Origin of the sequence: Labilithrix luteola, from assembly GCF_001263205.1 — a bacterium.
GTDB lineage: Bacteria > Myxococcota_A > Polyangia > Polyangiales > Polyangiaceae > Labilithrix > Labilithrix luteola.
Map to the genome: position 1 here is coordinate 8,278,483 of NZ_CP012333.1, position 20,812 is coordinate 8,299,294.

Below are 20,812 nucleotides of genomic sequence, written 5' to 3' on the forward strand. Positions count from 1 at the left end.
AGGTCAAGCCGGATTTCAAGGAATCCCTAAACTCGAAGCGACCAGCCGCCATCGACGGTAACCACCTGACCTGTGAGCCATTCATTGCTGGAGCTCCCGAGTCTCAATATCCAGGGCACGATGTCAGCGGGAACGCCCCGTCGCCCCAAGGGGACCTGAGCCGCCTCCTTTGCTTCGACACCCCGCGCTATTTCTTCGGGCAATCCCATCATCCCCACGAGCGCACCACTCTTGACGGGTCCGGGTGCAACGGCGTTCACCCTTATACCGTCTCCAGCAAGCTCGATTGCCCAGGAGCGGGTTAGATGCTCCAGAGCTGCCTTGGTTGCGGCATAGTGAGCCATTGCCGGCGCAGCATTGCGGGAGGCGGCTGTTCCGATGTTCACGATAGCGCCTTTGGCTTCCCGCAAGGCCGCACGCCCTTCCTTCACGAGAAGGGACGGTGCAACGATATTCACGGCACACATCTGAGCAATGGCGGCCGCATCGTAGGCCGCGATGGGTAGCGGCCGCCCGCGCCGGCATTGTTGACGATCAAATCCAATCTCTTCCAACGGCGTAACGTCGCTTCAACCACACGCACACCACCGGCTGGGTCAGCGCTATCCGCTTGTACCGTTTCGATGGCAGTGCTCTTGGCGGCGACATCGGCGAGCTTCGCCCCGTCACGTCCGGTGATGACGACGTTCGCTCCCCGTTCCACCAACGCCAGTGCGGTCGCTTCCCCAATGCCGGAACTGCCCCCCGTCACAATCGCGACCTTCCCTCGCCAAACATCCTCTCGCGTCATTGTTCGCCTAGCCTTTCCTAACTCCGGATGTTGCGCACACATGCGCGTAAGTCAGGTCTAGCGGCTTGACACTAGTGCGAAGGTCAAGCCCGAACTTCGAGAGAACGCTTCGACGACCGTTTGGATCGCACGTGCATTGGGCATGGAGCCGGGCTAGGGCTTCGTGTCGACGCTCGCACCCGCTCCTGAGGCCCTCGGCACGCGCAAGTCGCCCCGCCGCGAGTTGGCCTACTCAGCGCTCCGTCTCGCGAGCCTCGGTGGGCGTGATCGCGCCCGTTCGTCCGAAATGGGCGTCGTAGCCGGGTTCCAGTGTGTCGAAGAGCCGATCCCAAATGAGCGTGTAGAATCCGAAATTGGTATCGCGTGAAAGATGGTGTTGGGCGTGGAACGTCGTCGTCCCGATGTGGCGTGCGATCGGCCAATTTACCCAGCGCGAAGGTAAGGGTTCCACGCCGAGATGTCCGAGTGTTCCGAATGCAACGTTGAGTGCTAGATAAACCGACATCCCGAGCCACGAAGCGCTGTAGAACGAAATGACCACGAGCCACAGCGCGCCGAACGAAATGGCCTCGGCTGGGTTCAACACGAAGAGCGTGAGCGGGCGCACATGCTCGTAGCAATGGTGGAGCGCGTGGAGGTGAGGGAATATCCACCTGACGTGCGCAATTCGATGGAGGGCGTACATCGCGAAGTCCATCACGAGGATGAGCACGATCACGTCGAGCCATGCATGCACGCCGACGTCGGTGCGGAATTGAACGATGCCGATGCGCCACAACGCGAGACCGGCAAGGGTGACGCCAGAATTGATCACGACCGAAGAGAGGGCGACGACGACTTCCGTCCGTGTCAGCGGCGGCGCCTTCCCGAGCTCACGATGTCGAAATCGAGCGACGATGACGTGGCCGGCCACGAGAGCGAGCGCGAAGACGACGACGTTCTCGACGAACGAGAACGCAGCCGCCTCGCGCCACGATAGCTCGCGGAGCCAAATCAACGCCGCCTCGCTCATGCAGCCATCCTAGCGCGACTCGGTCGTGCGCCTGCACCCGCTCACCGAAACGTACGACGACGCGCCGGAGCGAGGGTCACGGAGTCCATCTCGGCCGTGTCAGCGGCAAGACTGACTCCTTCAAAACCTTAGCTCGGGTCGAGACAGTAACGACCTGCGCACGACAGGCAGATAGCACGCAACCTCCGAGTCAATCCGGCCGAACGCTAGGCCATGGATTGCACGACCGAGCGTTCGGCGACGCAACGCGTGTCGCCTCATTGCCCCCCCATCCCCAGAGAGTCGACGAACGAGCTCTCGCCTGCCGAGGCTCGCGCGATGCTCTCCGAGATGAGCGGCACGCCGCTACCTCGGGGCGATTCGTGGGACGCGGAAGCAAGGGCACGACTCGCCGACTTCCAGCGGTCCGAAGGGCTCGTGTCCAACGGCGAGCTGAACGACGCGACCGTGGCGAGGCTGCGCACGCGTTTCGAGATGCTCGTCGAGCAACGTCATCCCGCCGGCTCGGAGACCATCGTCGACCAGAGCCCCACCGCGGAATCCCATGCGCAAGTCGTTCACGTCGTCCAGGAAGCGCTCCACAACGTCGAGCACGTCGCCGAGCAGTTCGCTCACGATGCGCCGATCCGGGCCCGTTACATTTCCGAGGCTCGCACCTTCGCGAGCAACATCGTCGCAGCTTTCGAGCGAGGCGAGCTCACCGTCGCCGAAGCGGCACTTCTGGCGAGCCGTTTCCGCAACAGCTTCCTCAACGAGGCGCGTTCCGGGCTGAGCCCGGCGGGCGCTGCGCTCTCGAAGTTCCTCAAGGAAGAAGGTCTCACCCTTCCTGCCCTCGTCGAGAAGTACTCGGGCAAGCTGTTCCAGAAGGGGTTCAAGGACCTCACCGAAGCCGAGCGTGGAGCCGTACTCCTCCAGATCGCGAAGAAGGCCGGGGTCACGAATCCGAACGTCAACGTCGCCTCGAGACTCGCGCCTGCGATGGGCAAGGCGCTCCTCGCGGTCAGCATCGCCATTGCGGTTTACCAGGTCGCGTCCGCCGAAGACCACGTGGGCGAAGGAATCAAGCAGGGCGCGTCGCTTCTGGGATTCTGGGCAGGCGCAAAGCTCGGAGCCATGGGCGGTGCGGCCGTATGCGGTCCGGGCGCGCCGTTGTGCGCCGTCGTCGGTGGGCTCGCAGGCGGCATCTTGGGGGCGATTCTCGCGGAGACGGCGGCGGACGCCGGCTATCACTGGGTGAAGGGGTGAAGCGATGACACACGAGCTTGCAGAGCGCTTTTCGAGAGCGGCCACGGAGGCCGGTGCTCGTCACCGGACCGACATTGCCGGCGTCTTCGAGCAACTCTCCACGGCGTATGCCGAACCAAAGCGCCACTACCATGGCATCGACCACGTGCGGCAATGCCTCGTGTCGTTGGACGAGCTGCACGGCAGCCTTCGCTCGCCCGCCGAGCTCGAACTCGCCATCTGGTTCCACGACGCCGTGCATTCGATGACGCCGCTGGCGCAAAACGAGGAGCGGAGCGCCGAGCTGGCCTACGCGTCGTGCCTTCGCATGGGCATCGACGGAGGAACGTCGCATCGCATCGCGACAATGGTTCGAGCAACGAGGAACCACACGCTGCCCTCGACGGTGGAATCCGGCGACTCCGACTTCGGCATTTTCCTCGACATCGACCTCGCGATCCTCGGAGCCGACGAGGTCGCCTATGCGCGCTACGAGAAGGCGATTCGCGAAGAGTTCGCTTGGATGGTGTTCGAAGGGCTCTATCGGCGAGGACGAGCGAAAGTTCTCTCACGATTTCTCGCGCGGCCCTCGGTCTTCCAGCACCCGAGAATGCAGGCAACGTACGAACGGCGAGCACGGAGGAACATCGAGGGGGCCATCCAGGAGCAGCTCGCCACGCACGACTTTCCCTATCTCCACGCCACCGACGAGCACATCTTCCTCACGCGCGCGGCCCGCCTCGAGGAGCTCCACGCGTGGTCGGCTCTCTATTACGTCACGTACCTTCCCGAGCAGCTGTCGGGGGGTAACCCGCGACTCCTCGTCAACTTTGGTCCCCTCGATGATCGCCCCATCGACGTCGAGGTTGGCTCGCCGCGCACGGAGGCGGTGGTTGCGCGGTTGCGCGCGCTGCCTGGCTATCGCCACGAGCAAGAAGAACGCAGCAATCGCACCGGTGATCTCGGCTTGGTGTACTCCCAAGCGCGCTGCGGAGTCGTGAGCGGGCCCGTTCGTCTTCCGCCGCCCACCCTCGCAACGCAACCATATCGCAGCTGATTCGCGGCGATGCGTGGGGGGAGCTCGACGGAGAGCTGCAAGACCTGTCCGACAAGCGGGGCTTCGGTTCGTAAGACGGTGCAGGCGGTCGTCGACGTCATGCGGGAGAAGCATCCCACACGCGTCGTCGCGCGGCAGACCGCGCAGGTGGTGCCGATCTCGTGCCGAGCGCAAGCATGCCGGTCCTGCAAGCGGTCACGCTTCGCACCGCACCATCGGATCTAGCCCCTGTCGTCTGCTCTGTAGAGCTTCTTCGAGCGATTTCGCGAAGGGCCGCCCGCGGCGGATTTCTTTCAGCTAGTCTCGTCCTATGAGCGAGTTCGCGCTGAAGACCGCGCTCCCGGCGTACCTGGCCAAAGAGCAGGAGAGGATCGAGAGGATCGCCGCCGACGAGGGCCTCGACTTCTTCCCGACCGTCTACGAGATCCTGACGTACGACCAGATGAACGAGATCGCGGCGTACAGCGGCTTCCCGAACCGCTACCCGCACTGGCGCTACGGCATGGAGTACGAGCGCCTCGCGAAGAGCTACGAGTACGGCCTCTCGAAAATCTACGAGATGGTCATCAACAACAACCCCGCGTACGCGTACCTGCTCGAGGGGAACTCGCTCACCGACCAGAAGCTCGTCATGGCCCACGTTTACGGCCACGTCGACTTCTTCAAGAACAACTTCTGCTTCCGCTCGACCGACCTCGACACGGGCGGACGCACGACGGATCCGGCGCAGCGACCGAAGAACTACGATCCGAACCGCCGCTGGATCGACAAGATGGCGAACCACGGCGCGCGCGTTCGCCGTCACGTCGCGCGTCAGGGCATCAACAAGGTCGAAGACTTCATCGACCAGTGCCTGAGCCTCGAGAACCTCATCGATCCGCACGCAGCTTTCCACGGCAAGCGACGCGTGAAGAACCCCGACGAGGAAGAGAAGGCCACCGAGATCCCGCGCCTTCGCGCGAAGGACTACATGGAGTCCTTCATCAACCCCGAGGAGTACCTCGAGGAGCAGCGCCTCAAGATCCAGGCGGAGAAGGACAAGGAGAAGAAGTTCCCGTCGCACCCCGAGCGCGACGTCCTTCGCTTCCTGCTCGACCACGCACCGCTCGAGCGCTGGGAGCACGACATCCTCGAGATCATCCGCGAGGAGGCTCTCTACTTCGTCCCGCAGATGCAGACGAAGATCATGAACGAGGGCTGGGCGTCGTACTGGCACTCGCGCCTCATGACCACGAAGATCCTCGATGCGTCGGAGATCATCGACTACGCCGACAACAACGCAGGCGTCCTCGCCACGAGCGGCGGCCGGCTCAATCCGTACAAGCTCGGTGTCGAGCTCTATCGAAACGTCGAAGAGCGCTGGGACCGCGGCCAGTTCGGCAAAGAGTGGGAAGAGTGCGACGACCTCGACGCGAAGAAGAACTGGAACCTTCGCCTCGGGCTCGGCAAGAAGAAGATCTTCGAGGTGCGTGCGCTCTACAACGACGTCACGTTCATCGACGAGTTCCTCACGCCGGACTTCTGCCGCGACCACAAGCTCTTCAGCTTCTCGTGGTCGAACCGCAACGAGCGCTACGAGATCGAGACCCGCGAGTTCAAGCAGGTCAAAGAGAAGCTCCTCTTCCAGCTCACGAACGCCGGCAATCCGTTCATCTACGTGGACGACGCCAACTACGACAACCGCGGCGAGCTGATGCTCAAGCACGATCACCAGGGCCTCGACCTCCGCGCCGATTACGCGCGCGAAGTCATGAAGAGCCTCGTGCGCGTGTGGAAGCGCCCGGTCAACTTGCTCACGCAGATCGAGAGCAAGCAGGTCATGATCCGCTACGACGGTCGCGAGCATTCGACGCGCCATATGCGTCCTTGACGGCGTCCCGTCGTGGCTGAGTTCGTTCGCGACACGGCACACTGGCTGTTCAAGTTCTCGCCCGATGAGTGGATCCGCGCGGCGCTGGGAGAGCTCCGCCGCGCGGAGGCTGCCTATGCGCAGAGAAACGCCCGCGCGGGACTCGCAGGGGCGAGGCGCGCCGCCGGCATGGCGCTGAACGGCGCGCTCATCGTCGAGCCTGACGAGGGCTGGGGGCGTTCGTACGTCGACCATCTGCTGGCCATCGGAAAAGACGACCGCGTGCCCGCGCGCGTACGCGAGGCCGCCAAACTCCTGATCGAGACGCCGCTGCCGGGGCAGGGTAGCCTCGTCGCGATTCGTACGGCGTCGAGCGACGAGAAGGTGCTCGAGGCCGCGCGCGACATCGCGGCTCACGCGTACGTCGTCGTGAAGCGCCACCCTGGAGCGACCTGATGCTCGACCAAGCCAAGACGAACGCGCAGCGCGTCGCTGCTACGGCACTCGTGACGCTCGCGCTCGTTGCGTGCGGAGGACCCGACAAGCCCGCCGAGACCCCGCCGATTGCCAGCGCGCACGTCGAGCCGGTGGCGGCGCCCACGCCGGTCGCGCCCGCGCCCGCGGCGTCGCCGGCCGCGCCCGTGGCCTCCGTGCCGAAGCAAGACGCGCTGCCGCCGCCGAAGCCGACCACCATCGGGCTCGCGCGCACGGGCGACGCGAAGCTCGACGCGCTCTTGTCCGAGGGCGACAAGGCCTTCGAGGACGATGACCTGGCGAAGGCCTCGGCGGCGTATGAATCGGCACGGAAGGCGGCCCCCACGAAGGCGGCGCCGATCGTCGGAGTGGCGCGCGCGAAGATCGCGAAGGCGAGCCCGGCCTTCGGTTACGCGGCCGCCGAGAAGAATCCCGACGTCACCGCCGCCACCAAAGAGTTGAAGCGAGCCGTTCAGATGGAGCCGGCGTTCGCGCCCGCGCAGGTGGAGCTCGGACGCGCGTTGCTCTTGCTCGGTGACGGCGCGGCGGCCGAGAGCGCGCTGCGCAAAGGCGTGCAGGCCATGCCCGAGGAGGCCGAAGCGCACTCGGCGCTCGGCGTGGCTCTCCTCGCCACCGGGAAGAGCGCCGAGGCGCTTACCGAGCTCACCAAGGCGCGTGATCTCGACCCCGGCAGCGCGGCGCGTCGGGGAAACCTCGGCACCGTACTCTTCATGAACGGACGCGTGGCCGAGGCCGTCAAGGAGTACGAGATCGCCGTGGGGCTCATGCCCGAAAGCGCCCAAGTGCATTCCGATCTCGGCACGGCGCTTCTCGCCCAAAGCGATTTCGCGCGCGCGCTCCCCGAGCTTCAGCGGGCCGTTGCCCTCGACCCCAAGCGCGCAACCTATCGCTCGAACCTCGGCTACGCGCTGCAGCTGTCGGGCAAAGTCACCGAAGCCATCGCGCAGTACCGCTCCGCTCTCGCGATCGACAACAAGCTGGCGAGCGCGTGGATCAACCTGGCGACGGCGCTCGCGCGGGATCCGAAGACGCGGGGCGAAGCGCGACAGGCGTTGAAGACCGCGGAGAAGCTGGATCCTACCGATCCGCGCGTGAAGGCGAACCTCGCCGAGCTCGATGCGCTCGAGCGTTCCAAACCGTGAAGATCTCTTCACGTGCAGAATGCATGGGTTGATCCGCGCGCTGCGATAGCCCGCGAACGAACCCCGAGACGCCGATGAGTCGCGTTGCCCTCGCGCGTGCGGCGTGTCCCCGCTGCGGGGATTCTACAAGCAGTTCCGCACGTTGCCGCCGAGGTGAGCACGCATGCACACGACCGTGTCGGACCTCGCCGGATCCAAGTTGACGTGCCGAACGATCCTCCCGTACCGTACGCCCGAGCTCGATGGAAACGGCCCAGTCGCCACTCCGATCGGGGCTAGTGCAATCGCAGTTTCAGTGAAGTGGAGGCATCCCGATGGCAGTGGGCAAGGTGAAGTGGTTCAACGACGAGAAGGGCTGGGGCTTCATCAAGCAGGACAGCGGCCCTGACGTCTTCGTGCACTACTCGCAGATCTCCGGCGATGGCCGTCGCCGCCTGTTCGAGGACGAGACCGTCGAGTTCGAGATCAAGGAAGGCCCCAAGGGGCTCCAGGCGATCAACGTCATCCGTCAGAGCGGTGGCGGCGGCGTCCAGCTCGGCGCCTGATTCCTTCGCTTCTCGAGCGCGGCGCGCCATTCGTTGGCGCGTTCGGCGCCCATGCAAAGCGCCCGCTCCCCCACAAAGGAGAGCCGGCGCTTTTCTTGTTTTTGTGCTCGCGCGTTCGCTCATTGGGTGCGGCGATCCCTCGTCGACGCCAGCCGAGCGTTTCGCGCTGCGTTAGATCGACGGGACGGCCGCGAGGCGGAACGCTTCCGAGCCGGGCTGGTAGACGTGCGCTTCGATGTTCGTCAGCTCGCCCGACGGCGAGAAGTCGTACAGGTTGAAGCCGGCCATCCGGTGCTCGTCGTCGTGATGAAGCGACGCACTCGTGGCTCCCACGCACGGGATCTCGCCGACGCGCGTGACGATCGGCTTCTTCTGACGCACGTGCAAATGGCCGTGCAGGACGAGGCCCTGTTGCAGGTGCGCGAGCGTCTCGACCAGGGCATCGGCGTCGGACAGACCGCGCATGAACTGTTCGTACTGCGACGACGGATTGTGCGCGGGGTGGTGGAGCGCGATGACCGGCGTACGGCGCTTCACCTCGTCGTGCGCCAGAATGCGGCTCAGCGCCTCGAGCTGCTGCCTTCCGAGCTCACCCGAGGCGACGAGTGGAAGACGCGGAACGGCGCTCGACAGGCCGATGATGGCGACCGGACCGCGCAGTTTTACGAATGGGAAGCGGCCGAGCGGGAGGTCTGCCGCGAGCTCGGGCAGGTCGCTCTCGATGTACGGCTGGAAGTACGAGCAGAAGCGTTTCGAACGCATCGCGCCGCTCGTGTAGAGATCGTGATTGCCCGGGACGACCGTGATGCGGTCGTGCGGAAGGCCGAGCTCCTCCTCGAGGAGCGCACGAACGGCCTCGAACTCTCCCTCGAGCGCGAGGTTCGTGAGGTCGCCCGTGACGATGACCTGGTCGACGTTCGCCCGCGTGATTTCCCTAGCGACGGCGCGAACGTGTCCGGGCCGATGCTTGTGGTTGCGTTTGACCTTGAGATTCACCCAGCCGGTGAAGCGCTTGTTGAGGAAACGGACGGGGCCGGCGCCGTCGAGCGCGAGCACGTGGAGGTCGGAAAGGTGCGCGATGCGCATCGTGAACGCGAATCTAAGGCTTGCTGGGGTTCGTCGCCATCGAATAGGCGCACCGGAAGCCGATCTCGCGCGTGGCGAAGGGCGAGGCATGCCGTGCGGTGGTGCGGAGCATGAAGGCGGGGTCGCGGTACGAACCGCCGCGGACCACGTGGCCGTAGGGGCCGAACGAAGCGCCTTTGGGGTCGGTCTGTGCCGCGCGCGGGTAGCCGTACCCTTCCTCGTCGCGGTCGTAGAAGTCCGAGACCCACTCGCTCGCGTTGCCTGCCATGTCGTAGAGGCCCGTGCGCGTGACGCCATCGGGGAAGGAGCCGATGGGCGCGAGCCCGACGAAGCCATCGCTGCTATCGGTCGGATCCACGGCAAACGACCCGTGGTTCGCGAGATGCGAGTTCCAGAGATCGCCCCACGGAAAGACGTGCCCGACGTCTCCGCCGGCCGCGTATTCCCACTCCGCCTCGGTCGGTAGCTGGCCGCCGACCCATCTGCAGTACGACCCCGCGTCTTCCCAGCGGACGTGGGTGACGGGGAAATCCGGTTGGTCGTAGCGCGGGTCGCCGACGGGAAAGGAGGGCGGGGCACAGGCACCGGCCGCGACGCAACGCGCATAGGCGCGCACGGGAACCTCGGTGCGATCGATCTCGAACGTGGAGAGCGTGACCTCGTGCGCGTGGCCCTCGGCGCGAATGGCGGGGCCCGGATTCCAGGCTCGCGAGCTGTCCGTGCATCGTGGCGCCAAGGCCTCGCGCTGACAGAGCTCGGTGGCGGCCTGCATCTCGGCGGGCGTCGAGCCCATCACGAAACGTCCACCGCGAATGCGGACGCGTCCTTCGATCGGGGGCTTGAGGGCGACGATCCCTTCGGCCGGCGCGTGGTCGCTCGTTCGACCCGCGCCGAGCCTGAAGGTGTCGACGTTTCCTGGGCGGCGAGCCGGGGCGATACCGGCAGTGCCCGCGAGCGTTCGCCCGCAGGCCATGGTCGCCCCGGCCATCACGGCTATCACGACGAAGGAAGTCGTGGCCGCGGCCCGCATCGTCTCAGCCCGTGAGGATCCGCATCGGGTGCTCGACGAGCGAGCGGAGCTCGGCGAGGAACGCCGCGCCCACTGCGCCGTCGATCACGCGGTGATCGCAGGAGAGCGTCATCGCCAGCTTCTTGCCGGGGACGACCGCGCCGTTCTTCACGACGGGCTCTTCCCGAACCTGACCGACGGCGAGGATCGCGCCCTCGGGCGGGTTGATGACGGCGGAGAACTCGTCGATGCCGAACATGCCGAGGTTCGAGATCGAGAAGGTTCCGTCGCTCATGTCCTCGGGCTTGAGCTTCTTGCCGCGAGCGCGCGTCGCCAGGTCGCGAACTTCGCGCCCGATGGCAACGACGCTCTTCTGATCCGCGTTGCGGACGACCGGCGTGACGAGGCCTTCCGGAACGGCCACGGCGACGGAGATGTCGACGCGCTTGTGGATGAGGATCGCCTCGTCCGTGAACTGCGCGTTGCACTCCGGCACGCGGACGAGCGCGGCGGCGACAGCCTTGATGAGGAGATCGTTGATGCTGATCTTCTCTGGCTTCGCATCCGCATCGCCCTTCTTGGCGTTCGCGGCGAGGTCGGCGTTGATCGTCTCGCGGAGGGCGACGATGCCCGACGCGTCGACGTCGATGGTCAGGTAGAAGTGCGGGACCGTCTGCTTCGACTGCACGAGGCGGCGAGCGATGGTCTTGCGCATCGGCGAGAGCGGACGAACCTCCGGCGCGGCGAGGCCGGGCGCGCCGGATGGAGAAGCGGGAGCCTGCGGAGCGCGCGCGAGCGCCGTGCCCGGAGCCGAGACGCCGTTGGCGCGCGGCTGGAGGCTGTCGAGATCGCTCGGGAGGATCCGACCGTGGTCACCCGAGCCCTGCGCGTACGCGAGATCGAGGCCACGCTCGCGCGCGACCTTGCGGACGTAGGGCGAGGCGAGGGGACGGCCGTTGAGGACCTCGGCATCGGGGCCGGCATCACGCTCGGTGCGCGTGAGGAGGCTGCCCGAGGACACGGGACCGGTCTTGGCGGGCGCGGGCGCAGGCGCCGGTGCGGGAGCCGCCGCCGGAGCGGGCGCGGGAGCCGCGGCGGGCGCTGCTGCGGGAGCCGCTGCCGGAGCTGCTGCGCCGCCCGCGGGCTTGGCGCTCGCGGCGAGGGCGCTGACGTCTTCGCCAGGATTGCCGACGACCGCCACCGGATCGCCGAGCTTCACGTTGGTGCCCGCCGGCACCAGGATCTTGAGCAGCGTGCCCTTGTCGAAGGCACGGAACTCCATCGTCGCCTTGTCGGTTTCGACTTCGGCGAGAAGGTCGTCCACTTGAACGCTGTCACCTTCCTTCTTGTGCCAGGTGACGAGCAGACCCTCCTCCATGGTGGGGGAGAGCTTCGGCATGTCGAGAATCTTTGCCATCGCGATCTCCTCCTTCAGGCCTGCGCCGAGACGTTCGAACCCGCACGACCGCGCGTCACGACGCGCTTGACCGCACCGACGACGCGGTCGGCTTGCGGCATGCAGTACTGCTCGAGTTTCGCGTTGTAGGGCATGGGCACGTCGAGGGTGGTGACGCGGAGAACCGGCGCGTCGAGCGAGTCGAACGCGAGGCGCTGGACGCGGTCGGAGATCTCCGCGCCGACGCCGCCGTACGGCCATCCTTCGTGGACGACGACGCAGCGATGCGTCTTGCGCACGGAGTGGATGATCGTGTCCTCGTCGAGCGGGCGGATCGAGCGAAGGTCGACGATCTCGCAGGAGATGCCTTCCTTCTCGAGCTGCGCCGCGGCTTCGATCGCCACGTGGGTCATGCGCGAGTAGGCGACGAGCGTGACGTCCTTGCCGGGGCGGACGATCTGCGCCTTGCCCAGCGGGATGGCGTCGAGGTCGTCGGGCACGTCGCCCTTCACCGAGTAGAGCGTCTCCGACTCCATGATGAGCACGGGGTTGTCGTCACGGATGGCCGTCTTCATGAGGCCATACGCATCCGCCGGGAAGGCGGGGGCGACGACCTTGAGGCCCGGCACCGTGGCGTAGAAGTGCTCCATCGCGTGGCTGTGCTGGCTGCCGACCTGACGCGCGCTGGCGTTGGGACCGCGGAAGACGATCGGGCAGTTGAACTGGCCGCCCGACATCTGACGGATCTTCGCCGCGTTGTTCAGGATCTGGTCGAACGCGACGGCGGAGAAGTTCCACGTCATGAACTCGATGATCGGGCGGAGACCCACCATCGCTGCGCCGACGCCGAGACCGGCAAAGCCGCCTTCCGCAATCGGCGCGTCGATCACGCGGCGCGGCCCGAACTTGTCGAGCATGCCCTCGCTGACCTTGTACGCGCCCTGGTAGTAGCCGACCTCTTCGCCCATGAGGAAGATGCGGTCGTCCCGCTCCATCTCCTCGATCATCGCTTCGCGCAGGGCTTCTCGGAACCTGAGGACCCTCATTGTCTTCTTCCTTCGTCGCTCAGGCCGCGAACGGGCCGTCGTAGGTGGTCGGTTCCAAAATCGAGGCGTCCGGCTCGGGACTCTCCTCGGCAAACTTCACGGCGTCGAGCACCTCGGCCTCGACCTCGTCTTCGAGCGTCTTGAGGCGTGCGGCTCCGAAGCCTTCCTTTTCGAGCTGCTCGCGCGCGCGCAGGAGCGGGTCGCGCTTCTTGTGCTCGTCGAGCTCGTCGGACGTGCGGTACTTGCCCGGGTCGCTCATCGAGTGACCTCGGTAGCGGTACGTACGTACCTCGACGAGCGTGGGGAGCGACTGCTCGCGCGCGCGCTTGACCGCCTCGCCAATGCGATGCTCGACGTTGAGGACGTCGTCGGCGAAGAAGCGATCGCGATCGATGCCGTAGCCGACGGCCTTCTGCGAGACGTCTTCGACGCTCAGCGTGCGCGAGAGCGGCGTACCCATCGAGTACTCGTTGTTCTCGCAAATGAAGACGACAGGGAGCTTCCAGAGGGCCGCGAGGGAGACGCCCTCGTGGAAACCCTGGATGCTGACCGCGCCGTCGCCGAAGAAGCAGAGCGTGACGTTGCCGTCGTTGCGGTACTTCGATGCGAACGCGGCGCCGGCGGCGAGCGGGATGTGCCCGCCGACGATGCCGTGACCGCCGAGCATGCGGTTCTTGGCGTCGAACATGTGCATCGAGCCGCCGAGGCCCTTCGAGCAGCCCGTGACCTTGCCGAACAGCTCCGCCATCATCGCGCGGGCGCTCATGCCCTTGGCGATGGCGACGCCGTGATCGCGGTAGGTCGTGACGACGTAGTCCTCGGGCTTGAGGTTCGCGATCGCGCCAACGGCGACCGCTTCCTGGCCGATGTAGAGGTGGAGGAACCCGCCGATCTTGCCCTGCGCGTAGGCGCGAGCGGCTTCCTCTTCACAGCGCCGGATGACGAGCATCTGGCGGTAGAGCGCGGCGAGGTGGTCGAGCTGCGTGCCCTGGCGAGGGCTGGCAGCGGGAGTGTCCGGAGCTTTCTGGAGTGCTTCGCTGGTGGTCATTGGGACTTCTTGGAAAGAAGGAGAGACCAGAGGGGCGGTGCGCCGAAACGACAAGAGGGCGGCACCGCTTTCGGATGGGAGTTTCGTAGTCGAGTCGGCAGCTTGGTGGAAGCGGGTCAGGTGACGCACCTTGTCACACCGAACGTGTCGTGGCGCGTCACGAAACGGCAAGCCCGAGCGACGTGCGAGTGTTCCAGGAACTTTCGAAAACCTGAGCCGTCAGAGGTACCATCATGAAGCTCGCTCGCCTCACTCTCGTTCGGGTCCTCCCGCTCGTTGCTGCCGCCGCTCTCCTTCCGATTTCCGCGCGTTCGGCGCATGCGTGCGGGATGTCCGTGGGGCTCGAGGAGGTGGCCAAGCCCACGCCCGTTCAAGAGATAGCCAGGGCCGAAAAGTCCCTCGAAAATGGGCAAAATGTCGCCGCGGCGCGCACCGTCCTCGCCACGTTCGCTGCGATTCGCAACACGCAGGCGGGCGGGAATCCTCTCGAAACGCGCGCCATGCGTGTCTTCGCGATGGCGGTCGTGCGCACGGCGGGCAACATTCGCGAGGTCAAGAAGCGGGAGGCCCTGGACTGGACGCCGGCGGCCAACGTCGAGTGGGCCATCCAGGCCCTTCGGGAGATTGACGCGAAGCGCCCGAACGACCCAACGGTTCAGGCCGATCTCGGCGAAGCGCTGAGCGCCGTGACGCACGGACAAGCTGAGGCGCTCGAGATTCTCGGCAAGCTCGCCGACAAAGATTTGATGGGGTCGCCGTTTGCGTACGCCGCGCTTGCTCGCTTGCGGAGCCAAAAGGGCGATGCGGCGGGAGCCGAGGCCGCGTCGAAGCGTTGCGTCGAGATGACGAAGACTCCGGGCGTCTGCAAGCCGGCGGCGCCGAAGGGAACGACGACCACGGTGGCGGCCAAGGTCTGAGCGCATCCCGCGGATCCTCGAATGAGTTTTCGCGTCGGCGTCTCGTCGGCTCTCGGTCTCGCGGTGATGCTCGCCGCGTCGCTTGCGTCACTCGTGGGATGTCATCGAAAGCCTGCCGGCGGCGAGCCGGTGGCGGACGCATCGCCCATCCGCACCCCTGCGCTGCCGAAAGAAGCCGTGGCCGACGCGGCGCACGGCAAAGAGCTCGTGCTCGCGTACGAATGCAATCGCTGTCACGACGGCGCAGGTCATGCGGCCGCGCCTCGTGGCAAGCATTGCGTGCAGTGTCATGCAGACATCCTGGCGGACCGGTTCGATGCGCCGCCCGCCACCATCGCGCGGTGGAAGCCTCGTGTGAAAGAACTCGCGCTCGCCCCTTCACTCGAGGCAACGGGCAAGCGCCTTTCGCGCAAGTGGGTGGAGCAGTACCTGCTGCAGCCGACCGATTTGCGTCCGGATCTCGTGCAATCGATGCCGCGGCTCGCGATGTCGTCGGCCGACGCGCGGGATCTCGCCGCGTATCTCGTGCCGGAGGATGACGGCGCCGGTGCGGTGGACCTGGCGGGCGCCGACCTCGGCAAGGGCAGGGCGCTGCTCGACGCGAAAGGGTGCGGAAGCTGCCATGCCTTCTCGGGCGTCGCGTCCGTGCAGAATTCGCCGCCGCCGCCGATGGACGGCAAGGCCTTCGAGCGCGCACGGACGCTCGCCCCGGACCTGCGTTTTACACGCGATCGCATGAGCGCCTCGAAGCTGGTCGCGTGGCTGCGCGATCCGAAGGGGGTCAAACCGGACACGCCGATGCCGAAGATCGCGTTGACCGAGCCAGAAGTGAAAGACCTGGCGGGATATCTGATGAGCGCGGAGCTCGCAGCGGCCCCGAGCCCGAAGACGTTCGAACGCCTGCCCGTGCTCACGCGAAGGGTGACCTTCAAGGAGGTCGACGAGAAGGTCTTCCACCGGACGTGCTGGCATTGCCATTCGGAGCCGGACTACGCGATTGGCGACGGCGGACCTGGCAATTCGGGCGGCTTCGGCTTCAAGCCGCGCGGCCTCAACCTTTCGGACTACGGCGGCATCGCCGCAGGCTTTCTCGACGACAAGGGCGAACGCACCAGCGTCTTCACGAAAGATCCGGAGGGTCTTCCGCGTCTCGTCGCGGCGCTCGTCGCTCGCCACGACGAGGAAGGCGGGATCATGGGGCCCGTTCGCGGCATGCCGCTCGGCTATCCGTCGCTCTCGGCGGAAGACATCCAGCTCGTCGAGACCTGGATTGCCCAGGGCCGGCCGCGATGAGAATGGCCGGAGTTCCGGCGTTGATTGGCTTGCTCGCGTGCAACGGTACGAAGCCGAGCATCACGCAGGACGCGCCCGCGACGGCTCCGGTCGTGAGCCAGGCGCGCGCGGCGGCCGTCGATGGTGGACACCCCGAGCCGATTCGCGTGCTGGTGGCGTCCGAAGACACGGATCTTCTCTCGCTGATTCGTACCGAACGCCTTCGCGCACGCGGGGAGGGCCGCACGCTCGTGGTCTACGCGGGCGCGTCGTGGTGCGATCCTTGTCGGCGTTTCAAAGAAGAAGTCCACTCCGGCCGTCTCGACGCGTCGCTCTCCCGCATCACGCTGCTCGTGTTCGACGCCGACAGGGACACGGACCGTCTCGCGAGCGCCGGTTACGGTTTTCGTTTCATCCCGTTCGTCGCTCTGCCTGGTGTCGACGGTCACCCGCTCGAAACCGAAGAAGCTCGTGGCAAGGGAAGTGAAGCCGGACTTGCGCTCGTAGCCACGCTGGAGCGCTGGCAGAATCAGAGCTCGCGGCCTCGGTGACGATCGTTCTGGGTATCGGCGGGCGACGGACCCTCACGGCTCGGCGAAGCGGCCGATAGTGAAGAACGGGTTGTACTGGGCGTTGTTCATCAGGAGGGCGTAGACCTCTCCGGCCGTCACGAGGACGCCGACGTCGCCCGCCTTGAAAACCGGCACGCCGGCATCACCGGCATCGCCGTCCGTGGTCCGTGCCGTCAGTCCCGCTTGCGTGGTGACGAGGAGCTTGCCCGGCGTCGATTGCGTGGCGTCGATCGTCAACGTCGCCGTGACCGGTGCACCCGTCGGGTCGACAAAGGTTGCCGTGGTGCCACTCGCGAAGCGCACGGACGGATACTCGATGCGCGAGCGTGAGGCGAGGGAAGGGCTCTGCGCGCAGGTCCCCGCGGCCGCGTGAAAGAAGCCACCCGAGAACTGCCCGGGCAGCTCGGGGTGGGGGATGCTCGCGTTGAGACCGTTCGTGCCAGCAGGAGCTGCGCTCACGCCGTTGATGTCCACCTGTGTGCAGACCGAACCGCTGGTCACGCTGGTGTAGCGTCCATCGAGCGCCTGCGCCGAAACGAGCTTCACGGGGGATAGAATGGAGAGGCCGATTTGGTCGTCGATGATGGTGGCCATGAGGTTCATCGCGTCAAGGTGCGAGTAGCCCACGCGGACGACGACCGGAACGATCTGACCGCCGACCTTGCCCGCGATCATCACGCCGCGCGCTTGGCTGGGGGCGAGAAGGACGATCGCGGAGACTTGCCCCGTGTACGCGTATGGGGATGAAGCCGAGACGATTCTGCTGACGAAGACATCGTCGGGCGTCGTGTCCGAATTCAGGCGCTGCGCCCAGGGGGTGCCCGTCGTATGGCAGGAGTAGTCGATCCCTTCCCGCTGGCAGGAGCCATCCGCGGAGAGCGTCTCCGTCCAGTTGATGGCGTCGGGCTCCCATCCCTGAGGCAATGCGGTTTGATTCGCTGATCCAGTGGGGGTCAGGTGCAGGCCGAGCTCGTTGTAACGACCGGCGATTTTGGTGAAGTCCGTCTCGAGCTCACGAAACGCGAGGAAGAGGAACGACGCGAAGGTTCGTGCGGGAATGACTCCGACGACGATGCTCGGATTCGCCGAGATCCCAGGGGAGGAGATCGTCGCGCCCGGGATCGCGCCGGTGACGACGTCGTTGCCCACGAAGATCGTCGGAGGTGTCTTCGGGTCAATCGTCACCGTGTAGGTGCCGTCGTCGGTCTGGCCATCTTGCAGGACGAAGGTGCACCGGTTCTGTTCGCTCGAAGGCAGCGTCGTCGGATGAGTAAACGTCCCGTGAATCGTCTTACCGGCGCGGGTCGGCTCCATCGTTCCGGCCGTGGTCGGTATCCAGGACTCCACGAACTGGAGTCGATAGGTGCTCTCGGCCGTGTCGAATCGGATCTTGACGTACTCGCCGCTGATCGAGCCGCCCGTGTAGGTGGTGGTGTAGTCGAGCGCGGTTGGGCACAGAGGTGGTGGCGTGGCCGCGTCGACGTCAGCCTCGGCGTCGTGGGCCGCGTCCGTCGTCGAAGCCGCATCGACGCCCGCGTCGTCAGGAACACTCGTCTCGGGAAGGCAGGCCTCGCCCGAGCAAGCTTGCGCGCTCGGTGTGGACCCGCCGTCGTCACTGCCACACGCCCCGGTGGAAGCTCCCGCCGCGAGGAGCACGCCCAGAAGAAGGTGCGTGCCGAGCAAGGGGCGGTGGAGACTCTTCGCGTCCATGATCGCATTTTTGCAGCGCTTGGGCGCAGACCTGCAAGTGCGAATTGCGCGATCACGACCGCCATCCTCCAGCGCCCGCTTACCACGTGGCGGCTATCGAGCTCCCTCCGAGGGCGTTGAACCGACGGACCTGGCCTAGAAACCCTGCTCGCCGCCGCGCGGACGCACGGTTACCCTCGCCGCGAAGGAGTCCTCACGGAATGGTGGGACTTTGGCGTTCGAAAGGGCCGCGCGGATACAGTTGTCCTCGGGGGTCGAACCGGCCAGCTCGACGCGCACGACACTGCCATCGGAGGCGAACACGACGCGGCCGCTGCGAGCCGTGTCGCCTGGTTCGAGGCACGCGCTTGCCGCAGGGAGGACGGCGCGGAGCGCGACCGTCGTTGCTCCGAGCGACGGACGGCCCGGCCCGGCGTGCGCTGCGGTCTCCTCGGTGGGTGACTCCTTCCGAACGTTGACCGCGGCGCGCATCGCATCCTCGAGCGAGTCTGCGGCGGGGGAGTTGGTCGGCGCGGGCATCGGTGCCTGAGCGTGCTCCTCGAGTGGGCGAGCTCCCGCGGATTCGGGTGAGTCAGCGGTCGTGGTCGAGGGCGGATCCGGCGGGGGGCTCGCAGGCGTTAGTGCGACAGGCTCGGCGACCGCCTCGTTGGTCGTCGTCTCCTGCGCGGAGAGCTTTGCCTTCGTGTCCGAGCGGGACGCGTGCGGCCGCCGGTGGGAGGGCGGCGCCGTCGTGTTCGCAGCGGGAGGCACCTCCGGCGCGCGGGTTGCGAGCACAGTGTGTTCCGTGGGCGCGAGTATCGGCGTCGGGATCGATCGGGCGCCTCCCATATCGGTCAGCGTGGGGGGACTTGCCTCGGCGAAAAGAAAGTCGGTTCGGAACAGCGCGAGAGCGCTTGCTCCAGTCACGACCATCCCAGCAGCGACCGCGGCGGCGACGGCCCGTGCCCGACGTCGGCTCCGTTCCCGCAGCGGGGACGAGCGTCGTTCCGCGGCGACCGGCGGTGCGCTCGGATGCTCGGTCGTCAGCGTCTCGAGAGAGTCCGGTGGTGTTGGCGGTGCTGCCGAAAGCCGTGAGACGAGGAGGCAGAGGTCGTAAGGCACGCTCGCGAGTGGATCGCACGGCACTTGTTCGTCGGGGCGCAGCGGGAGTGGCGGGGGCATCGTTTGCGTCCGTGCTCGTGTCTGCGTCCGTGGTGGCTCCTCCGGCGCCTCCTCGCGCAGCAGAGCCTCGAGATCGACTCGTTCGCCGTCGTCATCGCGGTGCAACATGGTGATTGGGCCCCCCGGTGTCCTTGACGTTCCGGCCGGCTGGCGCCTCCTCGCGCGAGCGGCCAAACGCGGACGTCTCAGTACGAGTCGTCACCAGCAAAGGCGGTGTCAACGCGGTTCGGGGGCCTAGCGAGCGAACGAGGGAAGGACGCAACGCGCATCGGAGCCCATGGTCGGACCCGTTACCGTGCGGCGGGCCCCACACGCATTCGCTGGCTCGGCCTGCGTATTCGCGCGCGTCACGTGTGGGCGAGGAGACAGAAGACTCCGCCGATCAGGTCGCGCACGATCCTCGAGGCGACGATGGCGATGACGATCGGCCACACGAACGGGGGGCTTCCGATCATGGTATTGCCCACGATTGCTCGGAAGCCACGCGTCCCGCTCGACTTCATGTCCTCACGACGTCGCGGAGATGTGTGACGTCGCGCGGCTCGACGCAGTTTGATTACTGCTGGACGAGATCGACACGCACGTTGATCACGTACGCGCGACTGCAGGCGTCCGACCATGCCGTCCCGCGCACGATGTAACGAGCGCCGCTGTTCGCGCCGGCGACGAAGGTGCCGAATTCTTGGTTGTCCGGGATGAGGGCGCCCGTCGTCGCCGTGGCGCCGTAGACGCCGCTCGTGTCGAGCGACCTGACGTACGAAGCGCGGATGGTTTCGGCGCCGAACACGGAGACCTCGATGACGTCAACGCGGACGAACCCCTGGATGGGGATGTCCGGGTCGGTCGTATTGAACTTCTTGATCTGCCACGACGTCGAACCGCCCATGAACGCGCGATAGGTTCCGTCCGGCAGGGATACGGGGCTCGACGAGTGCACGGAAAACCCTTCGAACTGATGGGGGGCTCCACACGCGCTCCCCGTGGCCTGTGACCCCAATCCACCGCCGAGGGTCATGGTCACCGCCGCCTTCGCATCGGGCGCGAACGACAGCGTCGAGAGAATCGTACATGCACCGAGGAGCAGGAAGGTGGTCTTCATGCGCTCGATGTCATCGAGAGCTCGTCACGACGACAATCGGAAACACGCTCGTTCGCCGAACGCTCATCGATTGTTTAGCGTGTGCTCGTCCTCGGTCGCGCGACCACGAACGACGTGACGGGCAGGGGAAGCCTCCGGCGTCGGCGCAGTCTTCGTGGCGGGGGGGCTACTTCAGGACGGGCGGAGGGGCGTCATTGACCGCGCGGAGTCCGGTACCGGCGACGCATCCGTAGCTCGCGAAGGAGTCCTGGAGACCCGACGGAGGAACCCTGGAGATCCGACCGACATTGAACTGACGCGGCAGTCCTGGAGGAGTCCTGGAGATCCGACCGACATTGAACTGGCGGTCGGTAACGGCGGTAAGGCGCCGGAGATCCGACCG

The 20,812-nt window shown here is 66.2% G+C and carries 18 protein-coding genes and 1 pseudogene; 9 read left to right on the forward strand and 10 right to left on the reverse strand.

The window, feature by feature from the left end; genetic code table 11:
• Positions 1 to 26 precede the first annotated feature (26 nt).
• Positions 27 to 832, reverse strand: a pseudogene (locus AKJ09_RS35940) (SDR family NAD(P)-dependent oxidoreductase).
• 190 nt (positions 833 to 1,022) lie between these two features.
• Positions 1,023 to 1,802 (reverse strand): sterol desaturase family protein, encoded by a 780-nt coding sequence (locus AKJ09_RS35945; RefSeq protein ID WP_146652364.1) that lies wholly within the window; start codon positions 1,800 to 1,802, stop codon positions 1,023 to 1,025.
• A gap of 318 nt (positions 1,803 to 2,120) precedes the next feature.
• Between AKJ09_RS35945 and AKJ09_RS35950 the strand changes: the two genes are divergently transcribed.
• The 6 genes from AKJ09_RS35950 to AKJ09_RS35975 all read left to right on the forward strand — a co-directional run bounded on the left by AKJ09_RS35950 (position 2,121) and on the right by AKJ09_RS35975 (position 8,114).
• Entirely contained in the window at positions 2,121 to 3,047 is a 927-nt protein-coding gene (locus tag AKJ09_RS35950; RefSeq protein WP_146652365.1) for a hypothetical protein, read from the forward strand.
• A gap of 4 nt (positions 3,048 to 3,051) precedes the next feature.
• Complete coding sequence (locus AKJ09_RS35955) at positions 3,052 to 4,083, forward strand: HD domain-containing protein (protein WP_146652366.1); 1,032 nt, start codon at positions 3,052 to 3,054, stop codon at positions 4,081 to 4,083.
• A gap of 310 nt (positions 4,084 to 4,393) precedes the next feature.
• Positions 4,394 to 5,953 carry a SpoVR family protein gene (locus tag AKJ09_RS35960; RefSeq protein WP_146652367.1) on the forward strand — a complete coding sequence of 520 codons (1,560 nt, stop codon included), beginning with the start codon at positions 4,394 to 4,396 and terminating at the stop codon, positions 5,951 to 5,953.
• A 12-nt stretch (positions 5,954 to 5,965) separates the two neighbouring features.
• Complete coding sequence (locus AKJ09_RS35965; RefSeq protein ID WP_146652368.1) at positions 5,966 to 6,388, forward strand: hypothetical protein; 423 nt, start codon at positions 5,966 to 5,968, stop codon at positions 6,386 to 6,388.
• Entirely contained in the window at positions 6,388 to 7,569 is a 1,182-nt protein-coding gene (locus AKJ09_RS35970; RefSeq protein WP_146652369.1) for a tetratricopeptide repeat protein, read from the forward strand. Before AKJ09_RS35965 ends, AKJ09_RS35970 begins: the two co-directional genes overlap by 1 nt.
• Positions 7,570 to 7,883: 314 nt before the next feature.
• Entirely contained in the window at positions 7,884 to 8,114 is a 231-nt protein-coding gene (locus tag AKJ09_RS35975; RefSeq protein WP_146652370.1) for a cold-shock protein, read from the forward strand.
• A gap of 171 nt (positions 8,115 to 8,285) precedes the next feature.
• On the opposite strand, the gene AKJ09_RS35980 is transcribed toward AKJ09_RS35975, so the two are convergent.
• From AKJ09_RS35980 to pdhA, 5 genes are read right to left on the reverse strand one after another with little or no spacing between them, the layout of a single operon-like run.
• The gene (locus AKJ09_RS35980; protein WP_146652371.1) at positions 8,286 to 9,200 is read right to left on the reverse strand and encodes a metallophosphoesterase family protein; all 915 of its coding nucleotides are present in this window, start codon (positions 9,198 to 9,200) and stop codon (positions 8,286 to 8,288) included.
• A gap of 13 nt (positions 9,201 to 9,213) precedes the next feature.
• Entirely contained in the window at positions 9,214 to 10,188 is a 975-nt protein-coding gene (locus AKJ09_RS35985; RefSeq protein WP_169928137.1) for a formylglycine-generating enzyme family protein, read from the reverse strand.
• A 46-nt stretch (positions 10,189 to 10,234) separates the two neighbouring features.
• Positions 10,235 to 11,626 (reverse strand): pyruvate dehydrogenase complex dihydrolipoamide acetyltransferase, encoded by a 1,392-nt coding sequence (locus tag AKJ09_RS35990; protein WP_146652373.1) that lies wholly within the window; start codon positions 11,624 to 11,626, stop codon positions 10,235 to 10,237.
• 14 nt (positions 11,627 to 11,640) lie between these two features.
• Positions 11,641 to 12,651, reverse strand: a complete 1,011-nt coding sequence (locus tag AKJ09_RS35995) for a pyruvate dehydrogenase complex E1 component subunit beta (protein WP_240488699.1) — start codon at positions 12,649 to 12,651, stop codon at positions 11,641 to 11,643.
• Positions 12,652 to 12,670: 19 nt separating this feature from the next.
• Positions 12,671 to 13,699 carry a pyruvate dehydrogenase (acetyl-transferring) E1 component subunit alpha gene (gene pdhA, locus AKJ09_RS36000; protein WP_146652375.1) on the reverse strand — a complete coding sequence of 343 codons (1,029 nt, stop codon included), beginning with the start codon at positions 13,697 to 13,699 and terminating at the stop codon, positions 12,671 to 12,673.
• A 233-nt stretch (positions 13,700 to 13,932) separates the two neighbouring features.
• On the opposite strand from pdhA, the gene AKJ09_RS36005 reads away from it, so the two are divergent.
• The 3 genes from AKJ09_RS36005 to AKJ09_RS36015 are packed head-to-tail and all read left to right on the forward strand — an operon-like array spanning position 13,933 to position 16,439.
• A complete protein-coding gene (locus tag AKJ09_RS36005) occupies positions 13,933 to 14,616 on the forward strand; it encodes a hypothetical protein (RefSeq protein ID WP_146652376.1) in 684 nt (227 codons plus the stop codon).
• A 21-nt stretch (positions 14,617 to 14,637) separates the two neighbouring features.
• Entirely contained in the window at positions 14,638 to 15,909 is a 1,272-nt protein-coding gene (locus AKJ09_RS36010; RefSeq protein WP_240488700.1) for a c-type cytochrome, read from the forward strand.
• Complete coding sequence (locus AKJ09_RS36015) at positions 15,906 to 16,439, forward strand: thioredoxin domain-containing protein (RefSeq protein ID WP_146652377.1); 534 nt, start codon at positions 15,906 to 15,908, stop codon at positions 16,437 to 16,439. Before AKJ09_RS36010 ends, AKJ09_RS36015 begins: the two co-directional genes overlap by 4 nt.
• A 33-nt stretch (positions 16,440 to 16,472) precedes the next feature.
• On the opposite strand, the gene AKJ09_RS36020 is transcribed toward AKJ09_RS36015, so the two are convergent.
• The 3 genes from AKJ09_RS36020 to AKJ09_RS36030 all read right to left on the reverse strand — a co-directional run bounded on the left by AKJ09_RS36020 (position 16,473) and on the right by AKJ09_RS36030 (position 20,430).
• Complete coding sequence (locus tag AKJ09_RS36020) at positions 16,473 to 18,170, reverse strand: DUF2957 domain-containing protein (protein WP_146652378.1); 1,698 nt, start codon at positions 18,168 to 18,170, stop codon at positions 16,473 to 16,475.
• A gap of 135 nt (positions 18,171 to 18,305) precedes the next feature.
• Positions 18,306 to 19,331, reverse strand: a complete 1,026-nt coding sequence (locus AKJ09_RS36025) for a hypothetical protein (protein WP_205633903.1) — start codon at positions 19,329 to 19,331, stop codon at positions 18,306 to 18,308.
• Between the two features lie 556 nt (positions 19,332 to 19,887).
• A complete protein-coding gene (locus AKJ09_RS36030) occupies positions 19,888 to 20,430 on the reverse strand; it encodes a hypothetical protein (RefSeq protein WP_146652380.1) in 543 nt (180 codons plus the stop codon).
• Positions 20,431 to 20,812 lie beyond the last annotated feature (382 nt).

What these genes read in the sequence shown, in the direction of transcription:
- AKJ09_RS35945 (WP_146652364.1), bottom strand. Translation starts at nt 1,802, where the DNA reads ATGAGCGAGGCGGCGTTGATTTGGCTCCGCGAGCTATCGTGGCGCGAG.
- AKJ09_RS35950 (WP_146652365.1), top strand. Translation starts at nt 2,121, where the DNA reads ATGCTCTCCGAGATGAGCGGCACGCCGCTACCTCGGGGCGATTCGTGG.
- AKJ09_RS35955 (WP_146652366.1), top strand. Translation starts at nt 3,052, where the DNA reads ATGACACACGAGCTTGCAGAGCGCTTTTCGAGAGCGGCCACGGAGGCC.
- AKJ09_RS35960 (WP_146652367.1), top strand. Translation starts at nt 4,394, where the DNA reads ATGAGCGAGTTCGCGCTGAAGACCGCGCTCCCGGCGTACCTGGCCAAA.
- AKJ09_RS35970 (WP_146652369.1), top strand. Translation starts at nt 6,388, where the DNA reads ATGCTCGACCAAGCCAAGACGAACGCGCAGCGCGTCGCTGCTACGGCA.
- AKJ09_RS35975 (WP_146652370.1), top strand. Translation starts at nt 7,884, where the DNA reads ATGGCAGTGGGCAAGGTGAAGTGGTTCAACGACGAGAAGGGCTGGGGC.
- AKJ09_RS35980 (WP_146652371.1), bottom strand. Translation starts at nt 9,200, where the DNA reads ATGCGCATCGCGCACCTTTCCGACCTCCACGTGCTCGCGCTCGACGGC.
- AKJ09_RS35985 (WP_169928137.1), bottom strand. Translation starts at nt 10,188, where the DNA reads ATGGCCGGGGCGACCATGGCCTGCGGGCGAACGCTCGCGGGCACTGCC.
- AKJ09_RS35990 (WP_146652373.1), bottom strand. Translation starts at nt 11,626, where the DNA reads ATGGCAAAGATTCTCGACATGCCGAAGCTCTCCCCCACCATGGAGGAG.
- AKJ09_RS35995 (WP_240488699.1), bottom strand. Translation starts at nt 12,651, where the DNA reads ATGAGGGTCCTCAGGTTCCGAGAAGCCCTGCGCGAAGCGATGATCGAG.
- pdhA (WP_146652375.1), bottom strand. Translation starts at nt 13,699, where the DNA reads ATGACCACCAGCGAAGCACTCCAGAAAGCTCCGGACACTCCCGCTGCC.
- AKJ09_RS36005 (WP_146652376.1), top strand. Translation starts at nt 13,933, where the DNA reads ATGAAGCTCGCTCGCCTCACTCTCGTTCGGGTCCTCCCGCTCGTTGCT.
- AKJ09_RS36010 (WP_240488700.1), top strand. Translation starts at nt 14,638, where the DNA reads ATGAGTTTTCGCGTCGGCGTCTCGTCGGCTCTCGGTCTCGCGGTGATG.
- AKJ09_RS36015 (WP_146652377.1), top strand. Translation starts at nt 15,906, where the DNA reads ATGAGAATGGCCGGAGTTCCGGCGTTGATTGGCTTGCTCGCGTGCAAC.
- AKJ09_RS36020 (WP_146652378.1), bottom strand. Translation starts at nt 18,170, where the DNA reads ATGGACGCGAAGAGTCTCCACCGCCCCTTGCTCGGCACGCACCTTCTT.
- AKJ09_RS36025 (WP_205633903.1), bottom strand. Translation starts at nt 19,331, where the DNA reads ATGCCCCCGCCACTCCCGCTGCGCCCCGACGAACAAGTGCCGTGCGAT.
- AKJ09_RS36030 (WP_146652380.1), bottom strand. Translation starts at nt 20,430, where the DNA reads ATGAAGACCACCTTCCTGCTCCTCGGTGCATGTACGATTCTCTCGACG.